The following is a 26,288-nucleotide window of genomic DNA, read 5'->3' on the forward strand; positions in this document are numbered from 1 at the left end:
GAAAAAGGGTTACAGGGTCTTGGCCAGGAAATCGGCGGTGCGTTGCTGCCGCGGGCGCTCAAACAGCGCGTCCGGCGTGCCCTGCTCGATCACCCGGCCCTGGTCCATCATCACCACGTGGTCGGCCACGCGACGGGCGAAGCCCAGTTCGTGGGTGACGATCACCAACGTGGTGCCGGAACTGGCCAGTTCCTCGATCACGCTAAGCACCTCGGACACCAGCTCCGGGTCCAGCGCGGAGGTGGGCTCATCGAACAGCAGTACCTTCGGCTGCAGCGCCAGCGCGCGGGCAATGGCCACGCGCTGCTGCTGGCCACCGGACAGCTGGCGTGGGAAGGCATCGGCCTTGTCGGCCAACCCCACCCGATCCAGCAGGGTGCGCGCCTGCTGCTCGGCCTGTGCACGCGAAATGCCGCGCACGGCGATGGGCGCTTCGATGATGTTCTCCAGCGCGGTCATGTGCGGGAACAGGTTGAAGCCCTGGAACACCATGCCGACTTCCGCGCGGCGCCGGCGGATCTCGCTTTCAGGCAGCTCGTACAGCGTGTCGCCGTCGCGGCGGTAGCCGATCAGCTGGCCGCCCACGGTGACGAAGCCACTGTCAGCGCGTTCAAGATGATTGATCAGCCGCAGCAGCGTGGACTTGCCGGCACCGGATGGACCGATCAGCACGGTCACGCTGCCCGCCTTCAGTTCCAGGTGCACGTCATCCAGCACCGTCTGCTCGCCGAAAGCCTTGCCCACACCCTGCAATGAAACGGCGGCGCCCGTTCCTGCCTCGATCGGCACGGCAAAGGCGGCGCGGCTGGGTACGCGTGCGCTGGACGGCGCTACGGGACGCTGTGGCGTCGACGGTACCCGCGACACGTTGCGCTCATGTTGCAGCTGGCCACGCGCGAAACGCTGCTCCACCCGCCGTTGCAGCAGCGACAGCACCGTCAGGATCACCAGGTACCAGACCGTGGCCACCATCAGCAGCGGCACCACCTCCAGGTTGCGGCGGTAGATCACCTGCACGGTGTAGAACAGCTCCGGCAGCGCCAGCACGTAAACCACGGAGGTGCTCTTGGCCAGCCCGATCACATCATTGAACGCCGCCGGCAGGATCGAACGCATCGCCTGCGGCAGGATGATGCGGCGCACCTGCCGACCGCGCGGCAGGCCCAACGCTGCGGCCGCCTCGTACTGGCCGTGGTCGACCGACAGGATGCCACCACGGATCACCTCCGCCGAGAACGCCGCCTGGTTCAAGGTGAGGCCGAGTACCGCCGCAGTGAACACGCCGATCAATTGCGTGGTCGGGTACGAGAACAGGCTGATGCCGGTGAACGGCACGCCCAGCTCGATGGTGCTGTACAGATAGCCCAGGTTGTTCAGCAGCAGCAACAGCACCAGCAGCGGAATCGAACGGAACAGCCACACGTAGCCCCACGATACCGCAGAAAGCAGCGGTGAACCGGAGACGCGGGCCAAGGCCAGCAGTGTGCCCAACGCGAAGCCGAGGCCGGTACCGAGCGCGGTCAGCAGCAAGGTCCGCCCCAACCCTTCCAGTACCGGGCGGGCGAAGAACCATTCGGCGAACGTGCCCCAGCCCCAGCGCGGGTTGCCCAGTACCGACTGCAGCCCGATCAGGATCAGCGCCAGTGCCAGCACCGTACCGATCACCTGTAGCGGGTGCCGCGCCGGCACGATCTTCAGCGCCGTGGCCGGCTGGCGGGGAATGCCCTCGATGGCGGTGGACGGCGTGCTCATGCCACCGCTCCGTGCAGTGCGATGTCGGGCGCGACGCCCACCTGCGGCCGCGGCACCAGCTGTTTTTCGAACGGCAGATGCGCGATGGTTTCCGGGTCTGCATCCAGGTCGAACAGCGCGGTATAGCCGTGGCTGAGATACAGGCCGACTGCCTCCGGCTGGCGGAAGCCGGTGGTCAGGAACACGCGCCGATAGCCCTGCCGTGCAGCCTGGCTTTCCAGTTCCTGCAGTACGCGCCGGGCGATGCCCTGCCGACGCAGGCCGGGCAGCGTCCAGATGCGCTTGAACTCGGCGGTATCCTCGTCGCGATGCGGCATGAACGCGCCGCCGGAAATCGCCACGCCGTCGCGCAGCAGCAGCACGAACGCACCCACCGGGGCAGCGAAGGCTTCGGCCGGGTAGCGCTGCAGCTCTTCGCGGGCGCTGCCACCAATGCGCCGGCGTACGTCCGCGTAGCGGTTGTCGTATTCCTGTTCCAGGCCATCGAACAACGGCCGCGCCAACGGGTCATCCACCGTGGTGTACAGGAAGCGATCGTTGTCATGCCACACGCTCATGCCACGTCCTCCACCAGGTAGTGCTCGGCCAGGCGCGCCCACAGGCTGGCCGCCGGGGCGATGGCCGCATCGTTGAACACATAGCGCGGGCTGTGCAGCGGCGCGCTGTCGCCATTGCCGACGAATACGAAACTGCCCGGCCGCGCCTGCAGCAGGAAAGCGAAGTCTTCGCTGGCGGTACGTGGTGCGAAGGCCTCCACCACCTGCCCGGCGCCGAAGCCCTGCACCGCCACCTCGCGGACGTAGGCGGTCTGCTCCGGGTGATTGATCACGCTGGGGAAGCCGCGCGGGAATTCGATCTCGGCACGCGCACCAAACGCGGCGGCGGTCTGTTCGGCAATGTCGGTCACCCGCCGACGCAGCGTATCGCGCACCTCCGGCAGGTACGCACGCACGGTCAGCTTCAACTCGACCACATCGGGGATGACATTGGCCGCCTGCCCACCGTGGATCGAACCGACGGTGACCACGCCCATCTGCCGCGGGTCGACATTGCGCGACACCACGCTCTGCAGCGCGGTGATGATGTGCGCAGCGGCCAGGATCGGGTCGACGCTGCCCTGCGGCTCGGCGCCGTGGCCGCCCTTGCCGATCACCCGCAGCCGCGCCCAGTCCACCGACGCCATCGCCGGTCCGTCGACGAAGCCGAAGTGCCCTACTGGAACGCCCGGCCAGTTGTGCAGGCCATAGATGGCATCGACCGGAAAGCGTTCGAACAAGCCATCGGCGATCATCTTCGAAGCACCTGACCCGGTTTCCTCGGCCGGCTGGAACACCAGCTGCAACGTGCCGTCGAATCGCCCGTGATGCGCCAGATAGTGGGCGGCCGAGAGCAGGATGGCGGTGTGGCCATCATGGCCGCAGGCGTGCATCAGGCCTTCGCGCTGGCTGGCATAGGCCAGCCCGGATGCTTCATGGATCGGCAGCGCATCGATGTCGGCGCGCAGGCCCAACCGGCGACTGCCCTGCCCGCGCTGCAGCGTACCGACCACGCCGGTGCCACCCACGCCGGTGCTGACCGCGTAACCCCATTGCTGCAGCAGCTCGGCCACGCGGGCACTGGTGCGGTGTTCCTCGAAGGCCAGTTCCGGGTGCTGGTGCAGGTCATGGCGGATCGCGATGGCCTCGTCGGCACGCGCCGCGATCTCGGGCAGTACGCCCGTTGCCGTCGAGTTCCGCCGGGCATGGCCCGGCGCTACCGAGGTATCTCCGCTCATCGCCTTATCCCACCTTCCGCGCCGGCTCGGCGTCGGTCGCATACCGGCTCGCCTTGCGTGGCAGGCCCAGGTGGTCGCGCAGGGTCTCACCTGCTAGCTCACTGCGGTGGTAGCCGCGCGCTTCCAGCAGCGGCAGCACCAGGGTCACGAAATCATCCAGGCCTTCGCGCTGCGCGGCGAAGCCGAGGATGAAGCCATCGCTGGCGCCGGCGTCGAACCAGCGGATCAGTTCGTCGGCCACATGTTCAGGCGTACCAATGAAGTTCGGCCGCGGGCTGACCGCCTGCAGTGCCACTTGGCGCAGGCTCAGGCCCTGCTCACGCGCGTCCTGCTTGATGCGGTCGGTGGTGGAGCGGAAGGAATTGGCACCGATATCGCCCAGCTCCGGGAACGGCGCATCCGGGTCGTACTGGCTGAAGTCGTGGTGGTCGAAGAAGCGGCCGAGATACGCCAATGCATCGTCCAGCCCGGCCAGCGCGGCAATCGCCTGGTACTTGGCTTCGGCTTCTTCCGCCGTACGGCCAACGATTGGACCGATGCCAGGGAAGATCTTGACGTCACCGGCGCTGCGGCCATGGGCGATCGCCGAGTTCTTCACCTTCTGGGTGAACGCACGGGTCTCCTCCAGCGACGGCGCGTGGGTGAACACCGCATCGGCGTACTTGCCGGCCAGCGCAATGCCATCGTCGGAAGAACCGGCCTGGAAGATCACCGGCTGCCCCTGCGGCGAGCGCTGGATGTTGAGCGGACCTTCCACCTGGAAGAACCGGCCTTTGTGGTCGAGGCGACGGAACTTTTCCGGTGCAAAGAACGTGCCGCTGTCGCGGTCGCGCACGAATGCATCGTCGTCCCACGAATCCCACAGGCCCTGCACCACTTCCAGGTACTCATCGGCGATCTGATAACGCAGCGCGTGTTCCGGATGCGGGCGGCCGTAGTTGCGACCCGAACCTTCCAGCGGCGAGGTCACCACGTTCCAGCCGGCGCGGCCACCACTGAGCAGGTCCAGCGAGGCGAACTGGCGGGCTACGGTGAACGGATCGCTGTACGAGGTGGAGAGCGTGCCGGCCAGGCCGATCTTCTTGGTTGCCGTCGCCAGTGCCGACAGCAGCGAGATCGGCTCGAAGCGGTTGAGGAAATGCGGGATCGATCTCTCGTTGATGTACAGGCCGTCAGCAACGAAGCCGAAGGCGATGCCGTTGTCCTCGGCGGTACGCGCGATATCGATGTAATAGCCCAGGTTGACGCTGGCATCGGGCGCGTTGGACGGATGCTTCCAAGCATGCATGTGGCTGCCGGGGCCCTGCAGCATGATGCCGAACGGGATGGGACGCGGGGTCGTGCTCATGGGGTCGCTCCAGCAGTCAGGCCACCGCCGCGCGGGGTGCGGGCGACAGCAGTTCAAGGGACGTCAGGCGTGCGTCGAGATCGGCCACCGGCGCGTCGAGGATGAATTCACCCACGCCGAAGCGTCGATGCAGCGCATCCAGCTCGCTGCGTACGTGCTGCGAATCGCCAGAGAGCACGCTGGGGCGTGTCTCTTCGATGCGGAACTCAGTGACACCCACCTGCCGTGCGTACTCGGCAGCGGCCTCGGGGCTGGGCAGGTTCACCGTCTGTCCCGGGCCGAGGTGCAGCTTGTAGACCCGCAACGCGCCGATATGGCGCGCAGCGGCCTCGCTGGTGGGCGCGGCGAAGGCCACCGTTGCCAGCAGCGGCGCGTGCGTGGACATCGCGCGATACGCCTCGAAGGCGGCCTCGATGTGTTTCGGGTCGCCGTCAAAGTGCGCGGCATACACGAAGCGCCAGCCAAGTTCGGCCGCCTGCCGCGCGCTCTGCGGGCTGGCGCCCAGCAGAAAGCGCTCCGGCGACGTCTGCGGAATCGGCCGTGCCTGCGCATCCGCCTGCGTATCGGAAAGATAGCCTTCCAGGTCGCGCAGCTGCTGGTCGAAATCGGCGAATGCCGGGCGACCGGCGGCCAGTGCGGCAGTCGATGCCGGCAGACCGCCCGGTGCCTTGCCCACGCCCAGATCCACCCGCCCTGGCGCCAGTGCGGCCAGCAGATTGAAGTTCTCGGCCACCTTGTACGGTGCGTAGTGGCGCAGCATCACCCCGCCACTGCCGATGCGGATGCGCCGGGTCTGCGCCAGCACCCACGCCGCCAGCACTTCCGGTGCCGGGCTGGCCAGCGTCGGCGCAGCGTGGTGCTCGGCAAACCAGTAGCGGTGGTAACCCAGCTGCTCGGCGCGCTGTGCCAGTTGCAGGCTGTTGCGCAGCGCCTGTTCCGGCGTGCTGCCGTCAGCCACCGGGCTCTTGTCCAACACGCTGGTGAGGTAACTCATCGTCACGTCCTCGCTCAGGGATGGGCCACGGGAATGCCCAGCAGGCCATTCAGTGCCGCCAGGATCGGCTCGGCACCGGAGATGTACTGGCGCTGCTGGTACTCACCACTGGCGTGTTCATTGACCACGCCCTGCGGCAGCACCAGCTTCGGCAGCGACTGGTCCTGCTCGCCGATCTCGGCGATCACCTCCCGGCGCGGCCGGCTGAAGCCGATGCGGCGCACGTCCAGTTGCGCGTCCAGGCCGTCGATACTCGACAGCGCACCTTCCAGCAGCAGACTGTGCCGGCAGAAGAAGCGTTGTCCGGGCAACTGGCCGTCCTCGAACTCGCGGTCCAGCAGGAACAGGATGGGTTTGTGGGTTGCGTCTACAGCCACGGAATCGTCCTCGTAGGGGCCGGCAATGCACTGCCGCTTCGATATCGATGCTAGAGAAGGACGGCCGCATGCCAGCGCCGGAACTCGACAATCCACGGTCGGATCCGGCCATGCAGATGCAGGTTGGCAATAAGCAGACTGCCGGCCGTTATGGGCGCCGGTGGCATCACGCCGCTTGCGCGGGTGCGCGCCAACCCAGCGCCGGCGCGATGTCCTCGATCACCGTAGTGAGGATGCGCCGGTAGTCCTGCTCGGGCAGCTCATAGGGCAGCTCCACCCGCAGCTCGTCCACCTGCTGCAGCAGCGGATCGGCCTGCAACCGCGCGATGATCTGCGCCGTGCTGCCGACCACGTCGGGCGCGAACATGGTGCGACGTGGCCCTTGCGGCGCCAGAGTGCGCCAATGCCGCTGCGCACTGAAGGCGTCGATCCGCTGGCGCGTGGCCGCATCCACATCCTCGGTGGGCACCAGCACCCGCCCTACCGCCACGCGGCGCGGGCTGCCCAACGGCAATGCCGCGCGATAGGCCTGCAGGTGCTGCAGCTGGGCGACGAAGAAGTCATCACTCAGCTCGGCGCGGTTGACGTTGCCCAGCAGCAGATGCAGCCCCTGCTCCCCCGCCGAACGCGCCGACTGCAGAGAGCCTGCGCCATACCAGACCCGGTCCACCAGCCCCGGCGCATGCGGCTGCAGTCGCGGGCGATAGCGCGTGGCGGCATTGCCGACCTCGGCATCGGCGGCACCCAACGGCTCACCCCTCAGCGCTTCCAGCAACCGCGCGACCCGGTCATGGGAAAAGTCGATGTGCGCCGGGTCGCTGTCGAACAGCAAGGGCCCAACCAGTTCCCCGTGCGGCGGCACGCCGGTACTGACGCCCACCTGCAGCCGGCCACCGGCCAGCGCATCCAGCAACGACAGATCTTCGGCCAGACGGAACGGTGTTTCATAGCCCAGCTGGATGACCGCACTGCCCAGCTCGATGCGCGTGGTGTGCTGGCTGGCCGCCGCCAGGAACACCGCTGCCGAGCTGATGCCCGGTTCCAGGTGGCGATGGCGCACCCACGCGCCGTCATAGCCCAGCTGTTCGGCAAACGCGATCAACGCCAGCGTCGCGTCCAGGCCCGCGCGGGGCTGTTCCGGCAGATAGCTTCCGGGAGTGAGGAATGCCAGGTGCCGCAGCTGCACCGCCACGTCCTAGGCGATCCTGCGCAGCGGCGCCGGCAGCGCCGCCGCCAAGGGTGCCACGTGTCCCGCCGCACGCTCGGCCGCCAGTTGGATGCGCGCCTGCAGTGCAGCGCTGTTGATGCGGTCACCGTCGAAGTCGGCCGGCGTGGCATACACCCCGATCGGCAACGTATGCGCCTGCAGGAAGCTGAAAAGCGGCCGCAGCTGATGGTCGATCACCAGCGCGTGGCGCTCGCTGCCACCGGTCGCGGCCAGCAGCACCGGCGTATCCACCAGCGCGTCCAGCTCGATGAAGTCGATCAGGTGCTTGAACAGGCCCGGATAGGACCCGCGATACACCGGCGTGGCCGCCACCAGCAGCTGCGCCGATTCAATCGTGGCCAGCGCGCGCTCCACCTGCGGCTCCACTTCACTACGCTGCAGCGCCTGCCCCAGCGAGCGCGCGATCGGCGCCAGCTCGACCAGCTCCACGTTGATGTTGACCCGCTCACGCAGCGCTTCCAGCAGATGCCGCACCAGCAGCAACGTGCGTGAGTTGGCCGATGCCGTCGGCGAACCAATCAACGCAACCACATTCAATGCAGATGACATGAAACGCTCCCTTGTAGCGCCGAGCCACGCTCGGCTGCGTGTTGCATGAACCTCAGAACCGGTAATTGACGCGCCCGTACCAGAACGTCCCGACGTTGCTCAGCACATCGCCGCTGTCCCAGGTGGTCTCGATGCTGGCCACGTCGGTGGCGCTGCGTGCGTACGCGGGCACCTTGCGGGTGCGCTTGTCGAACACGTTATTGATGCCCAGTGCCGCGCTCCAGCCCGCGCCCAGCTCCACCCCACCGGACAGGTTGGTCACCAGCACCGGCGGCTGCTTGTACTCCACGCCGTTGTTCAGGCGCTTGATCGGGCCGTAGTAGGTGAAGTCCACGTTCGAGCGCCAGCGCCCGTTCTGCCAGCCCAGCCCCGCCACCTGCGTGTACGACGGCGTGCGGAAGCGCAGCGCGTACTCACTCGACCTGGTCAGCAGGTTGATGTTCGGCAGCCCCTGCAAGGCCTGCGGAATCGCGCTCACCTTCTGGATGGTGGTGCGGCCCACGTTGGCCGCGTAGCTCCAGCGCAGCTTGCCCCACTGCGTTTCCTGGTTCGCTTCCAGAGTCAGCTCCACACCACGCGTGCGGGTGTCGCCCACGTTGGTGAAATAGCTGGCGTAGAACGCATCACCGGGCAGGATGCTGATGCCGGCCGTTCCCAGCAGCGCATCGATGGTGTTCTTCTGCGCGGCGGTCAGCACGGTGCCACTATTGTCGGTCACCCGCGCCGGGTCCTGCGCGTTGTAGCCGATCTGGCTGGACTGGCCCAGCTGGCCACGGATGTCGATCTGGTACGCATCCACCGCCAGATGGAAGGCCGGGCTCGGGTCCCAGGTCACGCCGAGGCTGTAGTTGGTGGCCTTCTCCGGCTTCAGCGGCGTAGCGCCCAGTGCCACCGCTGCCGGCGAAGCGACCTGCGCCACCAGCGTGGTACCGCACGGGCAGCTGCCGGTGGCCTGGTAGAACTGCGCCCCCAGGCTCGGCGCGTGGAAGCCGTTGCTGACCGTGGCCCGCACGCCCAGCGCATCGGTGAAGTCGAAGCGCGTGGTCAACCGACCGGTGGACACCGTGCCGAAGTCGGAATGGTCTTCCCAGCGCGCGGCCGCATCCAGGTACCAGCGCGAAGTGATGTTGGTCGCTGCACCGGCGTATACCGCCTTGCTGTTGCGGGTGGCCTTCACCGCATCGGCGGTGGAATAGCCCACGAAGGCGGCCGCACCGAAGCCGGTGTACGACTCCCACTGCCCTGCCCCACGTTCGTACTGCTCATGCTGGTACTCGGCACCGGCGCTTACTTCCAGCGGCGATGCGAAGGCCGCCACCTCGAAGCCGCGACGAAGATCGAGGTTGGCGATGCCCTGCTGGTAGTCCAGCTTGCCGTCGTAGAAGTCGGTCGGCGAGCCGGGGTACGGCAGCGAATAGTTCACCGAATTGCGGGTGTAGGTCCGCACCGTGTTGCGGTTGCCGGTCAGGCTGACGTCGTAATCCCAGCCCGCAACCTGGCCCTTCACCCCGGCCGTGCCGGTGTACTGCTTCTCCTTGGTTTCCAGCACCGGCAGGAAGCCGTCGGGAAACACGCTCAGCACGCCCGGCGCCCTGTAGGTGGTGAAGATCGTCGCCGGCAGCCGGAAATTCTGGATCGCCTGCGCGGTACGGTCGCTGGCGGTGGCATTGGCGTAGAACTGCGCGTTCTCGCCCAGCCCATGGCCCACGTTCACCGCGAAGGCCTTCAACGCATACGACGGCGAGCTGAGGATGATGTTGGCCTCGGCATCGCGTCCGGCCTCGGCCGGGTTCGGCGACGCCCCGGCCGGCAGCCGGTTGTTCGGTCGCAGCGCCACCAGGTTGCCGCTGCCGTCCACCGCCGGATAGCTCAGGTAGCCATCGATGTAGCGCCGCGTGCGGATCGCATGGTGCTGGCGCGTGCTCTCCCCGGACAGGTTGATGAAGCCATCCTCGCCCCAGGGCAGGCCGATGTTGGCGCGCACGCTGGTGCGGCTGCCGTCACCATCGGTGCTCTGCCCGCTCTCCACCGACACATCGCCACCGTGCGCCTGCGATTTCAGGATCACGTTGATCACCCCGGTGATCGCGTCCGAACCGTAGATGGCCGATGCGCCATCACGCAGCACCTCTACGTGGTCGATGGCCGATACCGGAATCAGCGCCAGATCGGCCCAGGCGTGGCCCGGATAGCCGCCGCCGTTGGCACCACTGACGTACGCACTGGCGTTGCGGCGCTTGCCGTTCACCAGCACCAGCGTGTAACCCGGCGACAGGTTGCGCAGCTGGTAACCGCGGATCAGGCTTTCCTGGTCGCTCTGGTAACCACCAATCTGGCTCAGCGATGGCAGGCTGCGCTGCAGGGCTTCCAGCAGATTGGCCTGGCCGGTGGCCGCCAGGTCCTCGGCGGAAATCACGTCGATCGGTGTCGAACTGTTCTTCACCGTGCGCGTGCTGGTACGCGAGCCGGTCACCACCACCGCATCCAGCGTGGACGCGGCAAGGTTGGCGGAAGTGGCAGTGGTCGCCGACGGTGCATCGGCCTCAGCCGCATACGCCGGTGCAGCGGCAAGAGCGGCGGCAATCAGCAGGGAGAGCGTGGACAGCGCAGGAATGTGGGCAGCAGGCATGGGGGCTCGTGGGGGTGGGCCGAAGACACGCCTCCATTCAAGGGCCCACGCCCAACCCGCAACAGCGGATATCGCGTCATGTGACCGTCACATCGCGCCAGCCACATGACCGCTGGTAATGAGGTTAGGCGGCCGCGCCGGTGCACTACTGTCTGTAGAGCCGAGCCCACGCTCGTCTGCTCTTCGCGACCGCGTCAGAATGCATCCACCCCTTCCGGTATTGAGCCGAGCGTGGGCTCGGCTCTACCAAGAAGGGAGCGACCGCTCCATATACCCCGCAGGCATCACCTCATGCCCGCGCGCCACTCAGCGGCACGTGCCTGCATCGGTAGCATCAAGCCATGCCCACCCTGCCTGCCGAACCGAACGCGCCCACCGTCGCCATCGTGGCCTGCCACGGCCAGGGCCTGTTCGAATTCGGCTGCGCGGTCGGCCTGTTCGCGCCCATCCGCCCCGAACTGGGCGTGGCCTGGTACCGCACCCAGCTCTGCGCGGGCGAGCCCGGTGCGCTGCGCATGCTCGGCAGCGCACAGGTACAGCTGCCCTACGATCTGAGCGCAGTCGACGACGCCGACATCATCGTCATTCCCGGCTGGCGCGAACCCAGCGAGCGCCCACCGCAGGCGCTGCTCGATGCCCTCACCCGCGCCCATGCGCGTGGCGCCCGCATCACGTCCATCTGCTCCGGTGCGTTCGTGCTCGCCTGGGCTGGTTTGCTCGATGGTCGCCAGGCCACCACCCACTGGCGGCTCACCGAAACCCTGGCCCGCGAGTTCCCACGCATCCACGTACGCGATGATGTGCTGTACGTGGACGCCGGCAGCATCATCACCTCGGCCGGGTCGGCCACCGGCATGGACATGATGCTGCACATGGTGCGCAAGGATTACGGCGCGCGCGTAGCCAACCTGGTCGCCGAACGACTGGTGCTGGCGCCGTGGCGCGATGCCGAACGCAGCCAGCGCGTCAGCCGCGCGATCCCGCTGGGCGAGCCCACGCGGCTGGCGAAACTGATGGAATGGATGCGGCGCAATCTGCGCGAACCGCATTCGCTGGGCAGCCTCGCCGAACAGGCCGCGCTGAGCCAGCGCACCCTGCAGCGGCAGTTCCTCGAGGCCACCGGCCTATCGCCGATCGACTGGCTCATCCGCGAACGCGTGGCCTACGCACGCGAACTGCTGGAAACCACCGACCGGCCACTGCAGTGGGTGGCCGAACAGGCAGGCTTCGGCTCGCAGGAATCGTTCCGCCGGCACTTCCGCGGCATGGTCGATGCCAGCCCCATCGAATACCGCAACCAGCACCGCAGTGGCATCAGCGCCGACCGGCTGGTGGGGTGTTGAACAGCCCAGCATGGCTGGCCACATGGCCTCAGGACGGACGTGATCCGCGCGCGTTGATCCGCCAGCACTGCGCGGCAAACCCGATCACAAACACCACGGCACACCCCAGCAGCGTCTGCAGGATCACCGGCGCCAACGGCGCCGACGCGATCGGGTGCGCCACCGGCAACCGCGTCAGCGTTTCATTCACGCCCGGCACCAGCGACAGCAGGAAGCTGAAGGACAGCGCGAATGTCGACAGATAGGGCGCCAACCGGCCAAGCAACCGCAGCCGCGCCGCCAGCACGCCCCCGAAGGCAATCAGCAGGATCACCACACCAAACGCATGGCCTGGATTGAGGCCCCCGGTGCTGGAGACGGTGAACGACGTCACCACCGACAGCACCAATCCCAGCAGATAAAGCTTGCCCGCGCGCGTAGCGGGATCAATGGCGCGGTAGCGGATGAATCCGTAAATGCCGGCGACGATGGGAATCAGGCTGATCGCGGTGTGTACGACGCCCAAGGAAGAAAGCGGATGACTCATGGCAACCTCTGCTGGAGTTATGAATCTACTAGTAGGTAGATTCGATGGACAAAAAGATGGCCGGCTGCGCGCAGGCCTTCCGGGAATCACTCAGACCGCCGCGCTCACCCGGGCAATCGACAACCGTGCCAGCGCCGCGAACGTCGCTGCATCACCAAAACCGCGCGCGGCCAGCATCGCGCCATGTACCGACGCCATGAAGGCCTTGGCCTCGTCGGCAGGCGTGCCCTGCAGGCGCAGCTGGCCGCGGGCCACGCCCTTCTCCAGCGTCGCGGTCAGCCAGCTGGTCAGATCCTCGAAGTGCCCGCGCACTTCGTCGGCAACTTCCAGCGGAATCATCGGCATCTCGGCGGCCAGCATCGCGCAGATGCAGAACGACGCCGTGCCACCGGCAATGCAGGCCGACCAGTAGTCCACGTAGGCGTTGAGTTCCTGCAACGGGTCGCCCAGCTGCCGATCCAGCAGCGCCAGGCCCTCGCGTGCCTCCGCCCGGTACAGCTCCACCACCGTGCGCACCAGGTCGGCCTTGCTGGGGAAATGGTGGTGGATGCTGGCCTTGCTGATGTTCACCCGCGCGGACACGTCGGCATAACTGAAACCGTTGTAGCCACCGGCCTCCAGCAGGGACCGCGCCTGCGCGATGATCTCCAGGGCCTTGGGGGAAAGTGCGTCGCTCATGCATTCAACCTACTAGTAGGTTGATTCGCTGTCAAGCGCCCAATTGACATGCAGGCACTTACCTGCCTATTGTGCGGCCACGGACATCCGCGCCGTCATGCTGCCCCCCAATCAAGATCGACAACCGGAACCGGAGGCCCCCATGGATGCAGACAAGGTGTTCAAAGCACTGGCCGACCCCACGCGCCGCACGCTGCTGGACCTGCTCTGCGAAGACAACGGCCAGACCCTCAGCCAGCTCTGCGAGCACTTGGACATGGCCCGCCAATCGGTCACCCAGCACCTGGGCCTGCTGGAAGACGCCAACCTGATCAGCACCGTCAGGCGTGGCCGCGAGAAGCTGCACTTCATCAACCCGGTGCCGCTGCACGATGTCTATACGCGCTGGGTAAGCAAGTTCGAGCAGCAGCGCCTGAGCCTGCTGCATGACCTCAAACAGGAACTGGAAGGAGAATGACGATGAGCGCTGAATCCACCCGTTTCATCCACGTGATCTATATCGCCTCCACGCCACAGAAGGTGTTCGAGGCCATCACCCGGCCGGAGATTGCCCGCACCTACTGGGGCCATGAAAACGTCTCGGACTGGAAGCCCGGCTCGCGCTGGCAACACGTGCGCGCCAACGACGAACGCAAGGTCGAACTGGTCGGCGAGGTGGTGGAAAACACCCCACCCTCGCGGCTGGTGATCACCTGGGCGGCCGCTTCACAGGCAGACAACCCGAAGGCCTACAGCCGGGTGACGTTCGAGATCGTGCCGTATGAGGACATGGTCAAGCTGACGGTGACGCATGACGAGCTGGAACCGGGCAGCGGCATGGATACCGGCATCCGCCAGGGCTGGCCGATCGTGCTGTCGAGCCTGAAGTCGCTGCTGGAAACTGGCAAGGGCCTGGACGTCTTCGCCAAACCCCAGTAGTGCCAGCCCATGGCTGGCAACCCCCGGCCCAACCCGAACCGTGAAGGCACCTTGATTCCGCTGAACGACGCATGCAACGCGTGCTGGCCGCTCACCCGTCAAGCACGCGTTACGTCACGTCAACACGGCATCATTGCGACGCAGTCTAAATACCCTTCCACAGGTTCCTCTTGCAGCCCTCTTCCCCTTCGGCCGGTGAACCGGCCCCGTCGTCGCCGGCCTTCATTGAAGTTGTTGTTGTGCGGGCCGGTACCCACCTGTTTGCCATCGATGTCGAAGCCGCAATTGAAATCCGCGGGCTGGAAACCTTTGATCGCCTCGGCAGTGGCACGAGTCCGCACCTCACCGTGCGCGGCCACGCCCTGCCGGTGGTCGACCTGCGCCAGGCCATCGGCTTGAGCGCGTTCGCCCACGGCTGCCCAGCCATGCTGCTGATGCAGGCCGGCGCGGAGACGTTCGCTCTGGCCGTGGACGAGGTGCGGGACATCGAAAGCGTGCCACGCCACAAGGTGCGGCCCGCCTCGGATATCCCGTTCGGGTTTTGCAGCCATCACGTCACGCTGGGCGCGCTCGGCGAGATTCCCCTGATTGATCCCGCACGGCTTCGGTAACGCGGGTCACCGCACACGGTAGCGCCGGGCCATGCCCGGCGAGCAGCCAGCCAGCTAGCGGGCTGTCCAGCCCCCATCCACCGGCAGCGCCGTGCCGGTGATCTGCGCCGCAGCATCCGAGGCCAGGAACACCACCATCTCCCCCAGCTGCTCGGGCGTCACGAACTGCAGCGAAGGCTGCTTCTCGGCCAGCAACGCGCGAGCAGCGGACTCCTGATCCGTTCTCTCGCGCTCGGCCAACGCGGTGATCTGTTGCTCGACCAGCGCCGTTCGCACCCACCCCGGGCAGATGGCGTTGGCGGTGATGCCAGTGCCCGCGTTCTCCAGCGCCGTTACCTTGGTGAACCCAACCACGCCATGCTTGGCCGCCACATAGGCCGACTTGTTCACCGACCCAACCAGCCCATGCACCGATGCAATGTTGATGATGCGACCGGATCCCTGCTGCTTCATGTAGGGCAAGGCCGCCGCCGTTGAGTGGAAGACCGCCGAGAGATTCAGCGCGAGGATCGCATCCCACTTCGCTACAGGAAACTCCTCGATCAACGCGGTGTGCTGGATGCCCGCATTGTTCACCAGGATGTCGATGCGCCCCATCTTCGCAACAGCGTGGGTGATCATGCCCCGCACCGCCTCACCATGGGAAAGGTCGGCGCCATCATGCGCCACCCGCACACCGAACTCGGCCTCCAGGCTGGAACGGATGCGTTCGATCTCCGCCGCATCGCCAAATCCATTCAGGACGATGTTGGCGCCCTGCCGCGCCAGCGCGCTGGCAATGCCAAGACCGATACCGCTGGTAGAGCCGGTGACCACCGCGACCTTTCCGTTGAACATGGGCGAGCTTCCATCGGGCGTAGGCCGCCAGTGTAGCTCCACGGGCCAACCCCCTTTTGAATGGAACGGCCGATGTCGGCCCACGGTTAGAAGATGACGCTCGCTCGATCAACGGTCGCGAGCGGATTGGCCTTCCGCACCGCCTCCAGGAAGAGCAGGAAGTCGCGATTGAACAGCGACAGGTTGTTGGTGAACGTTACGCACCTTCTGCCCGCTTCTCTGCTGAAGCATACCTGCCAGATATAGCGCGCGTAGATGACATCGGACGTTCGTGTGACTGAGGTGATCTGCGAGAGCGGAACCGCCGTGGGCACCGGGCCCCGCTGCAGATAGAAGGTATCTGTATCAAAGAAGTAGTGCTCCCGATCCTCTTTGCCATTCACCATCACCAAGGTCATGGACGTGCCGGAAATCCGGCGAGGGGGATTCAAGCGCAGCCCTGATCCCAGCGCAGAACGGGCTCTCAGTGACGCTCGCCGATGGATCAGCCAGATGGTCAGCAGAGGAAGTGCCGCGAGGACAGCGAAGGCCAGGATTTTCAACACAGCTTCCAGTGTGCTTGCCACACAGATCTCCACGATGAACTTTCAGGCATTGGCGACGCCCAAGTAGATCCACGCCACGCGTGGATGCTCTGGCCTCAACGCCCCATCACTTCCAATGATCCGACCCCAAAAACGGCAGGCTCAACACAAACACCGGAACCGCCACAGGCACCAGCGCCGCACCCAGCACCTTCCCGGCCGTCGTCCCCACCCCCGGCTTGTCCGTATCGTCCGGCCGGATCCGCTCAGCCCGCGCGGTAATCGGCTGCGCCAGCTTCGCCTTCGCGGCCAGCGCCGCAGCGTCCGGCAACGTCACCCGCTCGCCATCACTCTCGAACAGCGCGCTGTAATAGCTGCCGCCCTGCCTGGAAAGATTGCAGTCCGGGTTGGCCGCCAGTTCGTAGCGGGTGCGGGCTTCAAGGATGTACGGCCGGCGCGTCAACCCATCGATGGCCTTGGCCACCCGCGGGCTGATCTCCAACCGCTCCAGCTTGAACTGCGCGGCCTGCTCCGGCGTCACCTGCTCTGGTCGCAGCAGCAGCGCGTAGCTGCCATGCACCTTGGTCCTGTCGGCCGGTACGCGCCAGTCCTCACGGAAATACAGCTGCGCGCAGACCACGGCCTCGCGCAGCGGGCTGTCCATCAAGGCACGGTAATCACGGAACGGCGCCGCATCAAAGCGCATCGGCTCGTCATAGACCGGCAGCAGGTACAGCTTGCCGTCGTCGGCCACGAACGCGCCGGTGATCTCGCGATTGGAATGGTGGTAGTCCGGGCCACTGGCACAGCCAGACAGCAAAACCAGACACAGGGCAGAGAGAATGAAGAAGACGGACGTTCGCATGTCGTAGTGATTGGCTTCCCTGGAAAACCGACCTCGCCCATAAGGTCGAAGCCAGTCCACCATGGTGCCATGGCCCAGCATGCGATGAAGAGCCCGCCCTACTTCAACCGCTCCACCAACCGCTGCCCCACCTCCAGCGCCGAAGCCGGGTTCTGCCCGGTAATCAGTTCGCGATCCACCACCACATGCCCCGTCCACGGCGTGGTGTTGCTGCTGAACTTCGCACCCGCCCGCTGCAGCGCGGTCTGCGGGTAGAACTTCATCTCACCGCCGCCCAGCAGCGGCTTGGCCTGCTCTTCTTCCTGGTTGCTGATCACCGTCATCTGGTAACCGCTGTAGATCCATTTCGGCGCAGCCGGCATCGCACCCGCGTCCAGCGTCGCCACGAAACCACCCGCATCCGGCAGCGTGGACAGCAGCGCGATCGGCCCGTGGCAAACCAGCGCGGTGGTCTTGCTGCGCTGGTGGAAGTCGGCCAGCAGCCGGCCCAGCGCCGGGCTCTTCAGCAGGTCCTGCATCGGCGCGTGGCCACCGGGAATGTAGACCGCATCGAAACGCGCGTAGCCCTGCTGCTCGACGCGCGCCAGGCTGACCACCGGCGAGGCGATCGGCGAGGTCAGCGCCAGCTTCTCCAGCAGGTCCTTGTGCAGCGTCAGCTGCGCGGCGTCGTTGCCGAAGTACGCCGGCGTCACCGAGGACGCATCCACCGTCGGCGCCCGCCCCTGCGGCGTGGCGAAGGTCACCTCGTGGCCCGCGTCCAGCAGCAGCTTGACCGGCTGCATCAGCTCGTTGAGATAGAAGCCGGTGGACAGCACCTTGCCGTCCTTCAGGTCCAGGTGGTTCTCGTCGGACAGCACCACCAGCACGTTGGCGGCATGCGCGCCGCTGGCGGCCAGGGTCAGGGCTAGCGCTGCGGCCAGTCGGGTCATCAGGTTCATGGGGAGCTCCTATCGGGGAATGGCCGCCACTTTATTCATCGCCCCAGCGGCGATAAATTGGCCCCATCGCAAAACATCTGTTCCCCGGAGAGCCAAATGAGCCGCAAGTTCGACTACCTGGGCGATGTGGAGGTGTTCCTTGCGGTGGTCGAGCACGGCTCGTTCACGGCCGGCGCGGTGGCGCTGTCCACCACGCCCTCGGTGCTGAGCCGCGCGGTCGCCCGCCTGGAAGCGCGGCTGGGCCGGCAGCTGCTCCAACGGACCACCCGCCGCGTGGGCCTGACCGACGCCGGGCGGCTCTACCGGGAACAGGTGCGCACCGCCTTCGGCCTGCTGGACGACGCCGAGCGCGACGTACTGGCTCAGGACGGTGCGCTGGCCGGTCGCGTGCGCCTGAGCGTGCCCACCACCTATGGCCACTACCGGCTGCCGCCCGTGCTGGCGCGCTTTGCGCAGCAGTACCCACAGGTGCAGGTAGAACTGAACATCACCAACCGCAACGTGGACCTGGTGGCCGAAGGCTTCGACCTGGCCATCCGCCTGGGGCAGCTGCCGGACAGCGGGCTGGTGGCGCGAAAGCTGGAAGACGCGCCGCTGCTGCTGGTGGCCGCGCCGGACTACCTGCAACGCCGCGGCACGCCGCAGACGCTGGACGACCTGCAGCAGCACCTTTGCCTGCCCTTCGTGATGCCGCGCACCGGGCGGCTGGCGCCGTGGATCTTCCGAGACGGCGGGCGAGATGTGGACTGGCTGCCGCGTTCGTCCATCGAGACCTCCGACGATGTGCTGGGCGTGGTGTCGCTGGCCGAACAGGGCATTGGTATCTGCCAGAGCTATGAGTTCATCGTGCGCGAGCGGTTGCTGCGTGGGGAACTGGTGGCAGTGCTGCCGCAGCTGCGGGGGCGGTCGCGGCCGTTCTCGGTGATCTATGCGCCACATCGGCGGCAGTCAGCGGCGGCGCGGGCGATGATTGAGTTGCTGGTGGGGAATGCGGCTGTGGTTGGGGATGGTGCTGATTGAGGCTGCGACGCTCGCTGGCGGTGTCGTGTTTTAACCGCTTTTCGGGGTGTGCGGCTGATCGGGCGCCGTTGTCTGCCGACGCGGACTAAGAACTGTTGCAAAGAAGGCCATCGCACTATTCGCTTGGGGCATGGGCGATTACGCCACTTTGATTCGCAATCAGCAGAGCATCTGCACGAATGCGTCTTGTGACGTCGCGTGCTGCACGAAGGGTGCATGCAACAATAGATATTCGCTCTCGAACTCCGCGATTTCTTCGCGAACTTCAATTTGCATTCGAAGCCTCAGCGTAAACACCATGGCGCGCCACCGACAACGGGTGGCAACGGGTCTGCAAACCCGCGATGAGAAAAGCACATGTTGTTTACGCTTGCCCGTCGGCACCGTCCTTAACCGGTGCCGGCGGGCAATCCGTCGGCCTATATGGCGGGCGGTGCGTGGGGGCCTTCGGGCCCGCCGGTCTATGTGCTTGCTCATCCCGGTTTGCAGCCACGCATCGTCCGCCACCCCGCTTACGCGGTGGCGCTGTTAAGCACAGCCAAGGAAACCGACGCCATGAACGATTCCGACACCTTCGCTTCGTACGCCGCTGTTGAGCCCATCAACGACGACACCCCACTGCCGGACCTGAGCACCTTCTTGGGCATACTCAAGCGCATGCGCGGCTGCGAGGGAGCTGATGGCATGCCCTGGCCGGAGAACGATGTGTCACCCGGCCGCCGAGTGAGCCTGGCAAGAACCGAGCGCGCGTTGGTGGGACTGCTGACAGTGCTGGAGGTGCTGCATTCGGCCGACCGCTGCCGGGTGGCAGCGGAGCCAGAGCGGCATTTGGATGAGGGGGTTGTTGATGGGCTGTTTCTGGCTTGCCGCGGGTTGGTTGAGTTGGCTTGTCGCGAGGTTAGGCCAGAGTAAAGTCGAGCAAGTCAACTCCAATCCATCTAGTGAGGCACGAAACAGCCACTCACGCTCTCCGCAAGTCCTTAGGTCTTTGCCACTGCGACTGATACCTTCGATATCTGGTAAGCGGCTACTGCGCCGCCCGTCGCGGCGCAAGGGTTAAAGAGCGCCAAATTGATTCCGTCACTGACTGAACTCCGGTAAATAACCCCGTCAAACCCTCGTGTCTTGATGTACTCACAGAGGTACTGGCTCGGGATGTAATCAATTGCGGCTCCAGCTGGCTGAACCGGACGAGTCAACTCCTCCCCTAGCCTCTCCAAAAAAGGGAGATCTGCACGTAGCTGACCGATCTCGCTTGAATCAGTCAGAATGAAAGGAGAGACCAGTTTTCGTGGATCACGAAGATCTACCGCCTTTATATCGGGAATTGTGAACTCGGCTACACAAGCGACCTCGCCAGTGTGCGGACGGATTTCGGCGGCCGCCGTCTCCGGCAAAGATCCAAGATAGAGATATGGGATGCCTGCTGGATTCGCACGCCCATGTGATGAACGTCGCTTGGGCGGAGCGCCCATTTGGTCGATAGGGAAGTCCACATCTTCCGTCCTGATACGGGCCCGATACCACACGGCAGGCAGCGCTGGGGCCAGAAGCATGTCGAGCAGCTGACCAAGTCTGTCAAGATCGATGGCCACATCCAGGAACCACCGATTGGCGTACATCATCTCGTCTCGTAACTTATCCCATTGTGCCAATCCTTGACTGTTATATGTTGACGAAGGCGCAAAGGACTGCCTAACCAACTCCCCATCATCCAGAATTTCCGCTAAAAGTTCCTTTGCATGTGCTGAGTCCATATGTACGTGCGTAAAGAGCTTCCAGTCTTCCTTCATCCAGTCAACCAGAGGCCTACCGTCGTCCGCAGGCTCATAAACGTTAAGCAATAGCTCAAAATAATTTATGAGCTTCTTAGGCTCCAGAAGCTGCACGTCAACAGTGCCGCAAAAGTCGCAATCGCCTCTACTAGGCTCTAGCGAAGGGAAGATCTGCAGCCGCAGCCCTTGATCATCAAAGCACTCTGGACAACAAAAACGCTGAGGCATGTCGATCAACCCAAGTAGTGAGCAAGAGTTTCAACATGATGCTTCATGGAGAGCTTCTTTATATAGCCAAGACCGGGGAAGTGACCCTTCTCATGTAGAACTCGAAACTCCCTAACAGCACTCGTATCCAGTATGTGAGACGTCCCACTATCAAGTTTTTCGATTAGCTTTCTTAGTGCCTGTGCAAATTTTCCTGCAGGATCCGCAGGAGTATCCTTCGTATCGGACACAAAATGATGGATGTACATAACATCATCATTATCGGGGTCAATAAAAGTTAAATGGATAGCAACAGCGTACGCAGGCCCACCTCCCTCACTGTAAACATCGCCAACAACAAGGAAGTCACCGAACCCATCCATTCCCAACTGATCGAAGGTCACATGCAGATCTGAGAATTCCTCAACATCTGGATAATCCGCATTGCGAACCTTCCGAAAACCATCTCGAATGAGAATCCCATTGCCAGACTCGAAGTGCCTTCTGTACAAGGTCTTCGCATGATCCTCCAAGAAGACATGCGACAAATTTTCCAGACGATCTGCCATCTTGGCAGCCAACGCTTTGGGAATGGTAAAGCCGGCGTGCACTAGAACTGGATTGTGTGCTTCGTGCGCCGCATAGCACTCGACAACATCTTCGACAGTCATATCACTGCTCAGCAATATGCCAGCCAAAACATTCTCACTCTCGCCATACTCATCACTTAGGAATTCGCTGATACTTGCACCATCGACCTTGTGATCACCATAGTTCGGATTCACAACTACAATGATCCTCCCCCCCGCACTACACACTGCCTCAAGAGCTCGTCTGAGTCCATTCAAGCCTTCTCGCACCGGCTCAACAATTGGCACAAATCCAGAATTAGCCAGAAGTGGGGCCAACTCTCGAATAGTGATCAACTCGAATTGCTTTCCGCGAAAATAAGGATGATACATTTGCAAATTACCCCCAGTTCATTGCAGTTTTCAGCGGCGTCCTAATTGCCTTTACAAGCCTCTCATGATCGCCGTGACGAACACTAATGGAAAGTGCAGCAGCATGAAGCGATTCTGGCAACCCTTGAAGAAGCTCAGAAAGGGGGGCCAGATTGCGTGTACGCTTGAGAGTTCTAACCATCTCCCGATGGAGTAGAACTGGATCAAGTGTCTCAAATAGTTCGCGCATCAGCGCATGCCGTTGAGTATTCGGGACCTTTGGCACATCCCCCCCCATCGAACGCAGTATTTCTGAACTCTCTGCAATTCTAAGTGACTCGAAGACGGTGGCAGGACAAATACGTTCAGGGCACTCGACAACCTCGCGCACCGTAGAAATGCGATATCGCCTGGAAAGGCACATGACACCAACATCCTCTGGCACGATTGCCAAAACGCGATCGACATGAGACTCACCAGCTATTACATTCACCTTCGCAAACAGGCGCTTATAATTCTCAACTTGAGATGCAAGCCGAGAAAGTGAATCACGCTCTGATTTGATCTCATATGCGGTAGAAGTTCCGTTCAGTATAACCAGATCCGCCTTGCTCCCCCCCACTCTAAACTCGCTCAGCATCGAAGCAGTGCGAAGCGAATGAGTTCCCATTAGCACTTTGCGGATCACAGCGGCGCGATAGACATATTCATCTCGCCGACCAGCAACACGAAGCACTCCAAATGCCGAATCGAAGGCATCTCCAACTGTCGCCAGAACATCAAGCTCGCCCCAAACATCAGCCTGCAACGCCAAGCGAGAGAACAAAGTTGACCGTCCATATTTCGCCATCTCGCGAAACACGGATGCAGAAAATAGCCGAGTCAAAGCTGCGATCTGTCCGGCGCTATAACTACTCATCTAACACCCAGTTCGTACATAGCAATACTCAATCTCGCGCCATCAATTAACACAAACTCCCCCAAACAGCAACGAGCAACTCTTTCTTCTCTTGCAAATCAGTAATGTCTAGATCCAGAGCGGCGCCATGACCACTCTTACCATCTTGCAGTCATGCCTCGTATTCGTAGAAAAGCCCGCACTACTGCGGGCTTTTCAAAAGCAACTCGAATCATCGAAGAACGTCATCGACGACTGTCAACTCACTCCCACTCAATAGTAGCCGGCGGTTTCCCCGAGATGTCATAAACCACCCGCGACACCCCCCGCAACTCATTGATGATCCGGTTGCTCACCGTCCCCAGGAACTCATACGGCAGATGCGCCCAATGCGCCGTCATGAAATCAATCGTCTCCACGGCCCGCAGCGCGATCACCCACTCATAAGCCCGCGCATCACCCACCACGCCCACCGACTTCACCGGCAGGAACACGGCAAACGCCTGGCTGGTCTTGTCGTACAGATCCGCCTTGCGCAGCTCATCAATGAAGATGGCATCGGCCTTGGCCAGCAGTTCGGCGTATTCGCGCTTCACTTCGCCCAGAATACGCACGCCCAGACCCGGGCCCGGGAACGGGTGGCGGTAGACCATGGTGCGCGGCAGGCCCAGCTCAACGCCCAAGCGGCGCACTTCGTCCTTGAACAGCTCGCGCAGCGGCTCCACCAGGCCCAGCTTCATGTGCTCCGGCAGGCCGCCCACGTTGTGGTGGCTCTTGATCACATGCGCCTTGCCGGTCTTGCTGCCGGCCGACTCGATCACGTCCGGGTAGATGGTGCCCTGCGCCAGCCACTTGGCGTTCTTCAGCTTGTTCGATTCTTCGTCGAAGATCTCAACGAACAGGTTGCCGATGATCTTGCGCTTCGCTTCCGGGTCGCTCACGCCTTCCAGCGCGGCGAAGTAACGGTCGGCGGCATTTACGCGCACCACCTTCACGCCCATGTGCTCCGCGAACATCGCCATCACCTGGTCGCCTTCCTGCCAGCGCAGCAGGCCGGTATCCACGAACACGCAGGTCAGCTTCTCGCCGATGGCCTTGTGCAGCAGCGCGGCCACCACGGACGAATCGACGCCGCCAGACAGGCCCAGGATCACTTCGTCATCGCCCACCTGTTCGCGCACACGGGCGATCTGGTCGTCGATGATGTTCGCGGCGGTCCACAGGGTCTGGCAGCCGCACACGTCCACCACGAAGCGGCGCAGCAGCGCCTGGCCCTGCAGGGTGTGGGTCACTTCCGGGTGGAACTGCACGCCGTACCAGCGCTTTTCTTCGTTGGCCATGGCGGCCACCGGAATGCGGTCGGTGGTGGCGGTGATGGTGAAGCCCGGCGGTGCAACGGAGACGTGGTCGCCGTGGCTCATCCAGACATTCAACTTCGGCTCGCCGCCGTGGTCGCTCAGGCCCTTGAACAGCGCATCCGGGTTGATCACGTTCACTTCGGCGTGGCCGAATTCGCGCTGGTCAGCCGCTTCGGTGGCACCGCCCAGCTGCGCGGCCAGGGTCTGCATGCCGTAGCAGATGCCGAAGATCGGCAGGCCGCTGTCGAACACTTCCTGCGGCGCGGCGGGCGCGCCCGGCAGCGTGGTCGATTCCGGGCCACCGGACAGGATGATGCCCTTGGCGCCGAAGCCGGCGATCTCGGCCGGGTTGTGGTCCCACGCCCAGATTTCGCAGTAGACGCCCAGCTCGCGGATGCGGCGGGCGATCAGCTGCGTGTACTGCGCGCCGAAATCGAGGATGAGGATCTTGTCGTTATGGATGTTGGTCATGGCGCCCCGGCAATGCAGTAGGGAAAACGAAAACGTCAGATTTTTTCAGCGGCAGATGGAGAAAGAGGAACGGGAATCAGCTTCCTCGTTCCTCTTTGCTCGTCCCGCATCAGGAGCGGTAGTTCGGCGGCTCTTTGGTGATCGTCACGTCGTGGACGTGGCTCTCGCGCTGGCCGGCGCCGCTGATCTTCACGAACTTGGGCTTGCTGCGCATGTCCTCGACGGTGGCGCAGCCCACGTAGCCCATGGTGGCGCGCAGTCCGCCCATCAGCTGGTGGATGATGCCGCCCACCGGACCGCGGTACGGCACGCGGCCTTCAATGCCTTCCGGCACCAGCTTGTCGGCGGTGGCGGCGTCCTGGAAGTAGCGGTCCTTGGACCCCTTCTCCATCGCGGCCAGCGAGCCCATGCCGCGGTAGCTCTTGTACGAACGGCCCTGGAACAGCTCGGTTTCGCCCGGCGATTCCTCGGTACCGGCCAGCAGGCCACCAATCATGATGGTGGAGGCACCAGCGGCCAGCGCCTTGCCGATGTCGCCGGAGTAGCGGATGCCACCGTCGGCGATCAGCGGGATGCGGTCCTGCAGCGCTTCGGCCACCAGGTCGATCGCGGTGATCTGCGGCACGCCCACGCCTGCCACCACGCGGGTGGTGCAGATCGAGCCCGGGCCGATGCCCACCTTCACTGCGTCCGCGCCGCTGTCCAGCAGCGCCAGCGCGGCTTCACCGGTGCAGATGTTGCCGCCGATGACCTGCACGTTCGGGAAGTTCTTCTTGACCCAGCTGACGCGGTCCAGCACGCCCTGCGAATGGCCGTGCGCGGTATCGACCACGATCACGTCCACGCCGGCAGCGACCAGCGCTTCCACGCGGCGATCGGTATCGCCGCCGACGCCGACGGCCGCGCCGACCAGCAGGCGGGTGGCGATGTCCTTGGCAGCGTTCGGGAAGTCGGTGTTCTTCTGGATGTCCTTGACGGTGATCAGGCCACGCAGGGCGAACTCGTCATTGACCACCAGCACCTTTTCGATGCGGTTGCGGTGCAGCAGCTGCAGCACTTCATCAGACGCGGCGCCTTCCTTGACCGTGATCAGGCGATCCTTCTTGGTCATGATGTGGCGGACCGGGTCGTCCAGCTCGGTCTCGAAGCGCATGTCGCGATGGGTCACGATGCCGGCCAGCAGGCCGTCGCTGCCCACCACCGGCACGCCGGAGATGTTGTGCGCCTGGGTCAGGGCCAGCACGTCGCGGATGGTGGTTTCCGGGCCGACGGTGATCGGGTCGCGGATGACACCGGCCTCGAACTTCTTGACCTTGGCCACTTCAGCGGCCTGCTGCTCCACGCTCAGGTTCTTGTGGATGATGCCCATGCCGCCCAGCTGTGCCATGGCGATGGCCAGGCGCGCTTCGGTGACGGTGTCCATGGCTGCGGACAGGATCGGAAGCTTGAGCTTCAGGTCGCGCGTCAACCGCGTTTCGAGGTTGACGTCCTTGGGCAGGATGGTCGAATGAGCGGGGACGAGCGAGACGTCGTCGTAGGTGAGAGCTTCAGCCTGGATGCGCAGCATCGGCATACCCGAGATGTGGGGAAGCGCGACATTTTACCCTGTTTTGGCGGCCAAGAACAGTAATTTTGGTAGCCGGAAACAGGCAATGCTGCGACACAGTGTCGCGCGGGCGCACCGCCCTTGGTAGGTGCCAACCTTGGTTGGCACGAACCGTCCGGCA

At 64.1% G+C, this 26,288-nt stretch carries 26 protein-coding genes; 6 read left to right on the forward strand and 20 right to left on the reverse strand.

Annotated elements, in window-relative coordinates:
* Positions 1-9: 9 nt before the first annotated feature.
* The 9 genes from WKB25_RS13275 to WKB25_RS13315 all read right to left on the reverse strand — a co-directional run bounded on the left by WKB25_RS13275 (position 10) and on the right by WKB25_RS13315 (position 10,651).
* The gene (locus WKB25_RS13275; protein WP_340571159.1) at positions 10-1,752 is read right to left on the reverse strand and encodes an amino acid ABC transporter permease/ATP-binding protein; all 1,743 of its coding nucleotides are present in this window, start codon (positions 1,750-1,752) and stop codon (positions 10-12) included.
* Entirely contained in the window at positions 1,749-2,309 is a 561-nt protein-coding gene (locus WKB25_RS13280; protein ID WP_340571160.1) for a GNAT family N-acetyltransferase, read from the reverse strand. Before WKB25_RS13280 ends, WKB25_RS13275 begins: the two co-directional genes overlap by 4 nt.
* Positions 2,306-3,526, reverse strand: a complete 1,221-nt coding sequence (locus WKB25_RS13285) for a M20 aminoacylase family protein (protein ID WP_340571161.1) — start codon at positions 3,524-3,526, stop codon at positions 2,306-2,308. Before WKB25_RS13285 ends, WKB25_RS13280 begins: the two co-directional genes overlap by 4 nt.
* A 4-nt stretch (positions 3,527-3,530) precedes the next feature.
* A complete protein-coding gene (locus WKB25_RS13290) occupies positions 3,531-4,874 on the reverse strand; it encodes an LLM class flavin-dependent oxidoreductase (RefSeq protein ID WP_340571162.1) in 1,344 nt (447 codons plus the stop codon).
* A gap of 16 nt (positions 4,875-4,890) precedes the next feature.
* The gene (locus WKB25_RS13295; protein WP_340571164.1) at positions 4,891-5,868 is read right to left on the reverse strand and encodes an LLM class flavin-dependent oxidoreductase; all 978 of its coding nucleotides are present in this window, start codon (positions 5,866-5,868) and stop codon (positions 4,891-4,893) included.
* A gap of 14 nt (positions 5,869-5,882) precedes the next feature.
* Positions 5,883-6,245, reverse strand: a complete 363-nt coding sequence (locus tag WKB25_RS13300; protein ID WP_089240600.1) for a DUF3088 family protein — start codon at positions 6,243-6,245, stop codon at positions 5,883-5,885.
* Positions 6,246-6,411: 166 nt separating this feature from the next.
* The gene (locus tag WKB25_RS13305; RefSeq protein WP_340571165.1) at positions 6,412-7,437 is read right to left on the reverse strand and encodes an LLM class flavin-dependent oxidoreductase; all 1,026 of its coding nucleotides are present in this window, start codon (positions 7,435-7,437) and stop codon (positions 6,412-6,414) included.
* 3 nt (positions 7,438-7,440) lie between these two features.
* Positions 7,441-8,022 (reverse strand): FMN reductase, encoded by a 582-nt coding sequence (gene msuE, locus WKB25_RS13310; RefSeq protein WP_340571166.1) that lies wholly within the window; start codon positions 8,020-8,022, stop codon positions 7,441-7,443.
* 52 nt (positions 8,023-8,074) lie between these two features.
* On the reverse strand, positions 8,075-10,651 hold the full coding sequence (locus WKB25_RS13315) for a TonB-dependent receptor (RefSeq protein WP_340571167.1): 2,577 nt from the start codon (positions 10,649-10,651) through the stop codon (positions 8,075-8,077).
* A 341-nt stretch (positions 10,652-10,992) separates the two neighbouring features.
* On the opposite strand from WKB25_RS13315, the gene ftrA reads away from it, so the two are divergent.
* Positions 10,993-11,994, forward strand: coding sequence for a transcriptional regulator FtrA (gene ftrA / locus WKB25_RS13320; protein WP_100552342.1), 1,002 nt, complete (start codon positions 10,993-10,995; stop codon positions 11,992-11,994).
* Between the two features lie 28 nt (positions 11,995-12,022).
* Here the strand turns inward: ftrA and WKB25_RS13325 are convergent, their stop codons facing one another.
* On the reverse strand, positions 12,023-12,520 hold the full coding sequence (locus WKB25_RS13325; protein ID WP_340571168.1) for a hypothetical protein: 498 nt from the start codon (positions 12,518-12,520) through the stop codon (positions 12,023-12,025).
* A 90-nt stretch (positions 12,521-12,610) separates the two neighbouring features.
* Complete coding sequence (locus WKB25_RS13330; protein WP_340571169.1) at positions 12,611-13,198, reverse strand: TetR/AcrR family transcriptional regulator; 588 nt, start codon at positions 13,196-13,198, stop codon at positions 12,611-12,613.
* Between the two features lie 142 nt (positions 13,199-13,340).
* On the opposite strand from WKB25_RS13330, the gene WKB25_RS13335 reads away from it, so the two are divergent.
* The 3 genes from WKB25_RS13335 (at position 13,341) to WKB25_RS13345 (ending at position 14,727) form a co-directional block, all read left to right on the forward strand.
* Entirely contained in the window at positions 13,341-13,655 is a 315-nt protein-coding gene (locus WKB25_RS13335; protein WP_340571171.1) for a metalloregulator ArsR/SmtB family transcription factor, read from the forward strand.
* Positions 13,656-13,657: 2 nt separating this feature from the next.
* Positions 13,658-14,116 (forward strand): SRPBCC family protein, encoded by a 459-nt coding sequence (locus WKB25_RS13340; protein ID WP_033830924.1) that lies wholly within the window; start codon positions 13,658-13,660, stop codon positions 14,114-14,116.
* Between the two features lie 170 nt (positions 14,117-14,286).
* Positions 14,287-14,727, forward strand: a complete 441-nt coding sequence (locus WKB25_RS13345; protein WP_340571172.1) for a chemotaxis protein CheW — start codon at positions 14,287-14,289, stop codon at positions 14,725-14,727.
* A gap of 54 nt (positions 14,728-14,781) precedes the next feature.
* On the opposite strand, the gene WKB25_RS13350 is transcribed toward WKB25_RS13345, so the two are convergent.
* From WKB25_RS13350 to WKB25_RS13365, 4 genes are all read right to left on the reverse strand, one after another.
* Positions 14,782-15,564, reverse strand: coding sequence for a 3-hydroxybutyrate dehydrogenase (locus tag WKB25_RS13350; RefSeq protein WP_340571218.1), 783 nt, complete (start codon positions 15,562-15,564; stop codon positions 14,782-14,784).
* An 86-nt stretch (positions 15,565-15,650) separates the two neighbouring features.
* Positions 15,651-16,130 carry a hypothetical protein gene (locus tag WKB25_RS13355; RefSeq protein ID WP_340571173.1) on the reverse strand — a complete coding sequence of 160 codons (480 nt, stop codon included), beginning with the start codon at positions 16,128-16,130 and terminating at the stop codon, positions 15,651-15,653.
* 85 nt (positions 16,131-16,215) lie between these two features.
* A complete protein-coding gene (locus tag WKB25_RS13360) occupies positions 16,216-16,953 on the reverse strand; it encodes a hypothetical protein (protein ID WP_340571219.1) in 738 nt (245 codons plus the stop codon).
* Between the two features lie 98 nt (positions 16,954-17,051).
* Positions 17,052-17,891 carry a type 1 glutamine amidotransferase domain-containing protein gene (locus WKB25_RS13365; protein WP_340571174.1) on the reverse strand — a complete coding sequence of 280 codons (840 nt, stop codon included), beginning with the start codon at positions 17,889-17,891 and terminating at the stop codon, positions 17,052-17,054.
* Between the two features lie 96 nt (positions 17,892-17,987).
* On the opposite strand from WKB25_RS13365, the gene WKB25_RS13370 reads away from it, so the two are divergent.
* Complete coding sequence (locus WKB25_RS13370) at positions 17,988-18,911, forward strand: LysR family transcriptional regulator (RefSeq protein WP_340571175.1); 924 nt, start codon at positions 17,988-17,990, stop codon at positions 18,909-18,911.
* Positions 18,912-19,466: 555 nt separating this feature from the next.
* A complete protein-coding gene (locus WKB25_RS13375; protein ID WP_340571176.1) occupies positions 19,467-19,823 on the forward strand; it encodes a hypothetical protein in 357 nt (118 codons plus the stop codon).
* 68 nt (positions 19,824-19,891) lie between these two features.
* Here the strand turns inward: WKB25_RS13375 and WKB25_RS13380 are convergent, their stop codons facing one another.
* The 5 genes from WKB25_RS13380 to guaB form a co-directional block, all read right to left on the reverse strand.
* Entirely contained in the window at positions 19,892-20,704 is an 813-nt protein-coding gene (locus tag WKB25_RS13380; RefSeq protein WP_340571177.1) for an RES family NAD+ phosphorylase, read from the reverse strand.
* 215 nt (positions 20,705-20,919) lie between these two features.
* On the reverse strand, positions 20,920-21,855 hold the full coding sequence (locus tag WKB25_RS13385; protein WP_340571178.1) for a sce7725 family protein: 936 nt from the start codon (positions 21,853-21,855) through the stop codon (positions 20,920-20,922).
* A 7-nt stretch (positions 21,856-21,862) separates the two neighbouring features.
* Entirely contained in the window at positions 21,863-22,753 is an 891-nt protein-coding gene (locus WKB25_RS13390; RefSeq protein ID WP_340571179.1) for a sce7726 family protein, read from the reverse strand.
* A gap of 242 nt (positions 22,754-22,995) precedes the next feature.
* Positions 22,996-24,561 carry a glutamine-hydrolyzing GMP synthase gene (guaA, locus tag WKB25_RS13395; RefSeq protein WP_012479957.1) on the reverse strand — a complete coding sequence of 522 codons (1,566 nt, stop codon included), beginning with the start codon at positions 24,559-24,561 and terminating at the stop codon, positions 22,996-22,998.
* Between the two features lie 109 nt (positions 24,562-24,670).
* Complete coding sequence (guaB, locus tag WKB25_RS13400) at positions 24,671-26,128, reverse strand: IMP dehydrogenase (protein ID WP_140227099.1); 1,458 nt, start codon at positions 26,126-26,128, stop codon at positions 24,671-24,673.
* Positions 26,129-26,288 lie beyond the last annotated feature (160 nt).

It is taken from the genome of Stenotrophomonas sp. G106K1, assembly GCF_037969685.1.
GTDB classification, from domain to species: Bacteria; Pseudomonadota; Gammaproteobacteria; order Xanthomonadales; family Xanthomonadaceae; genus Stenotrophomonas; species Stenotrophomonas lactitubi.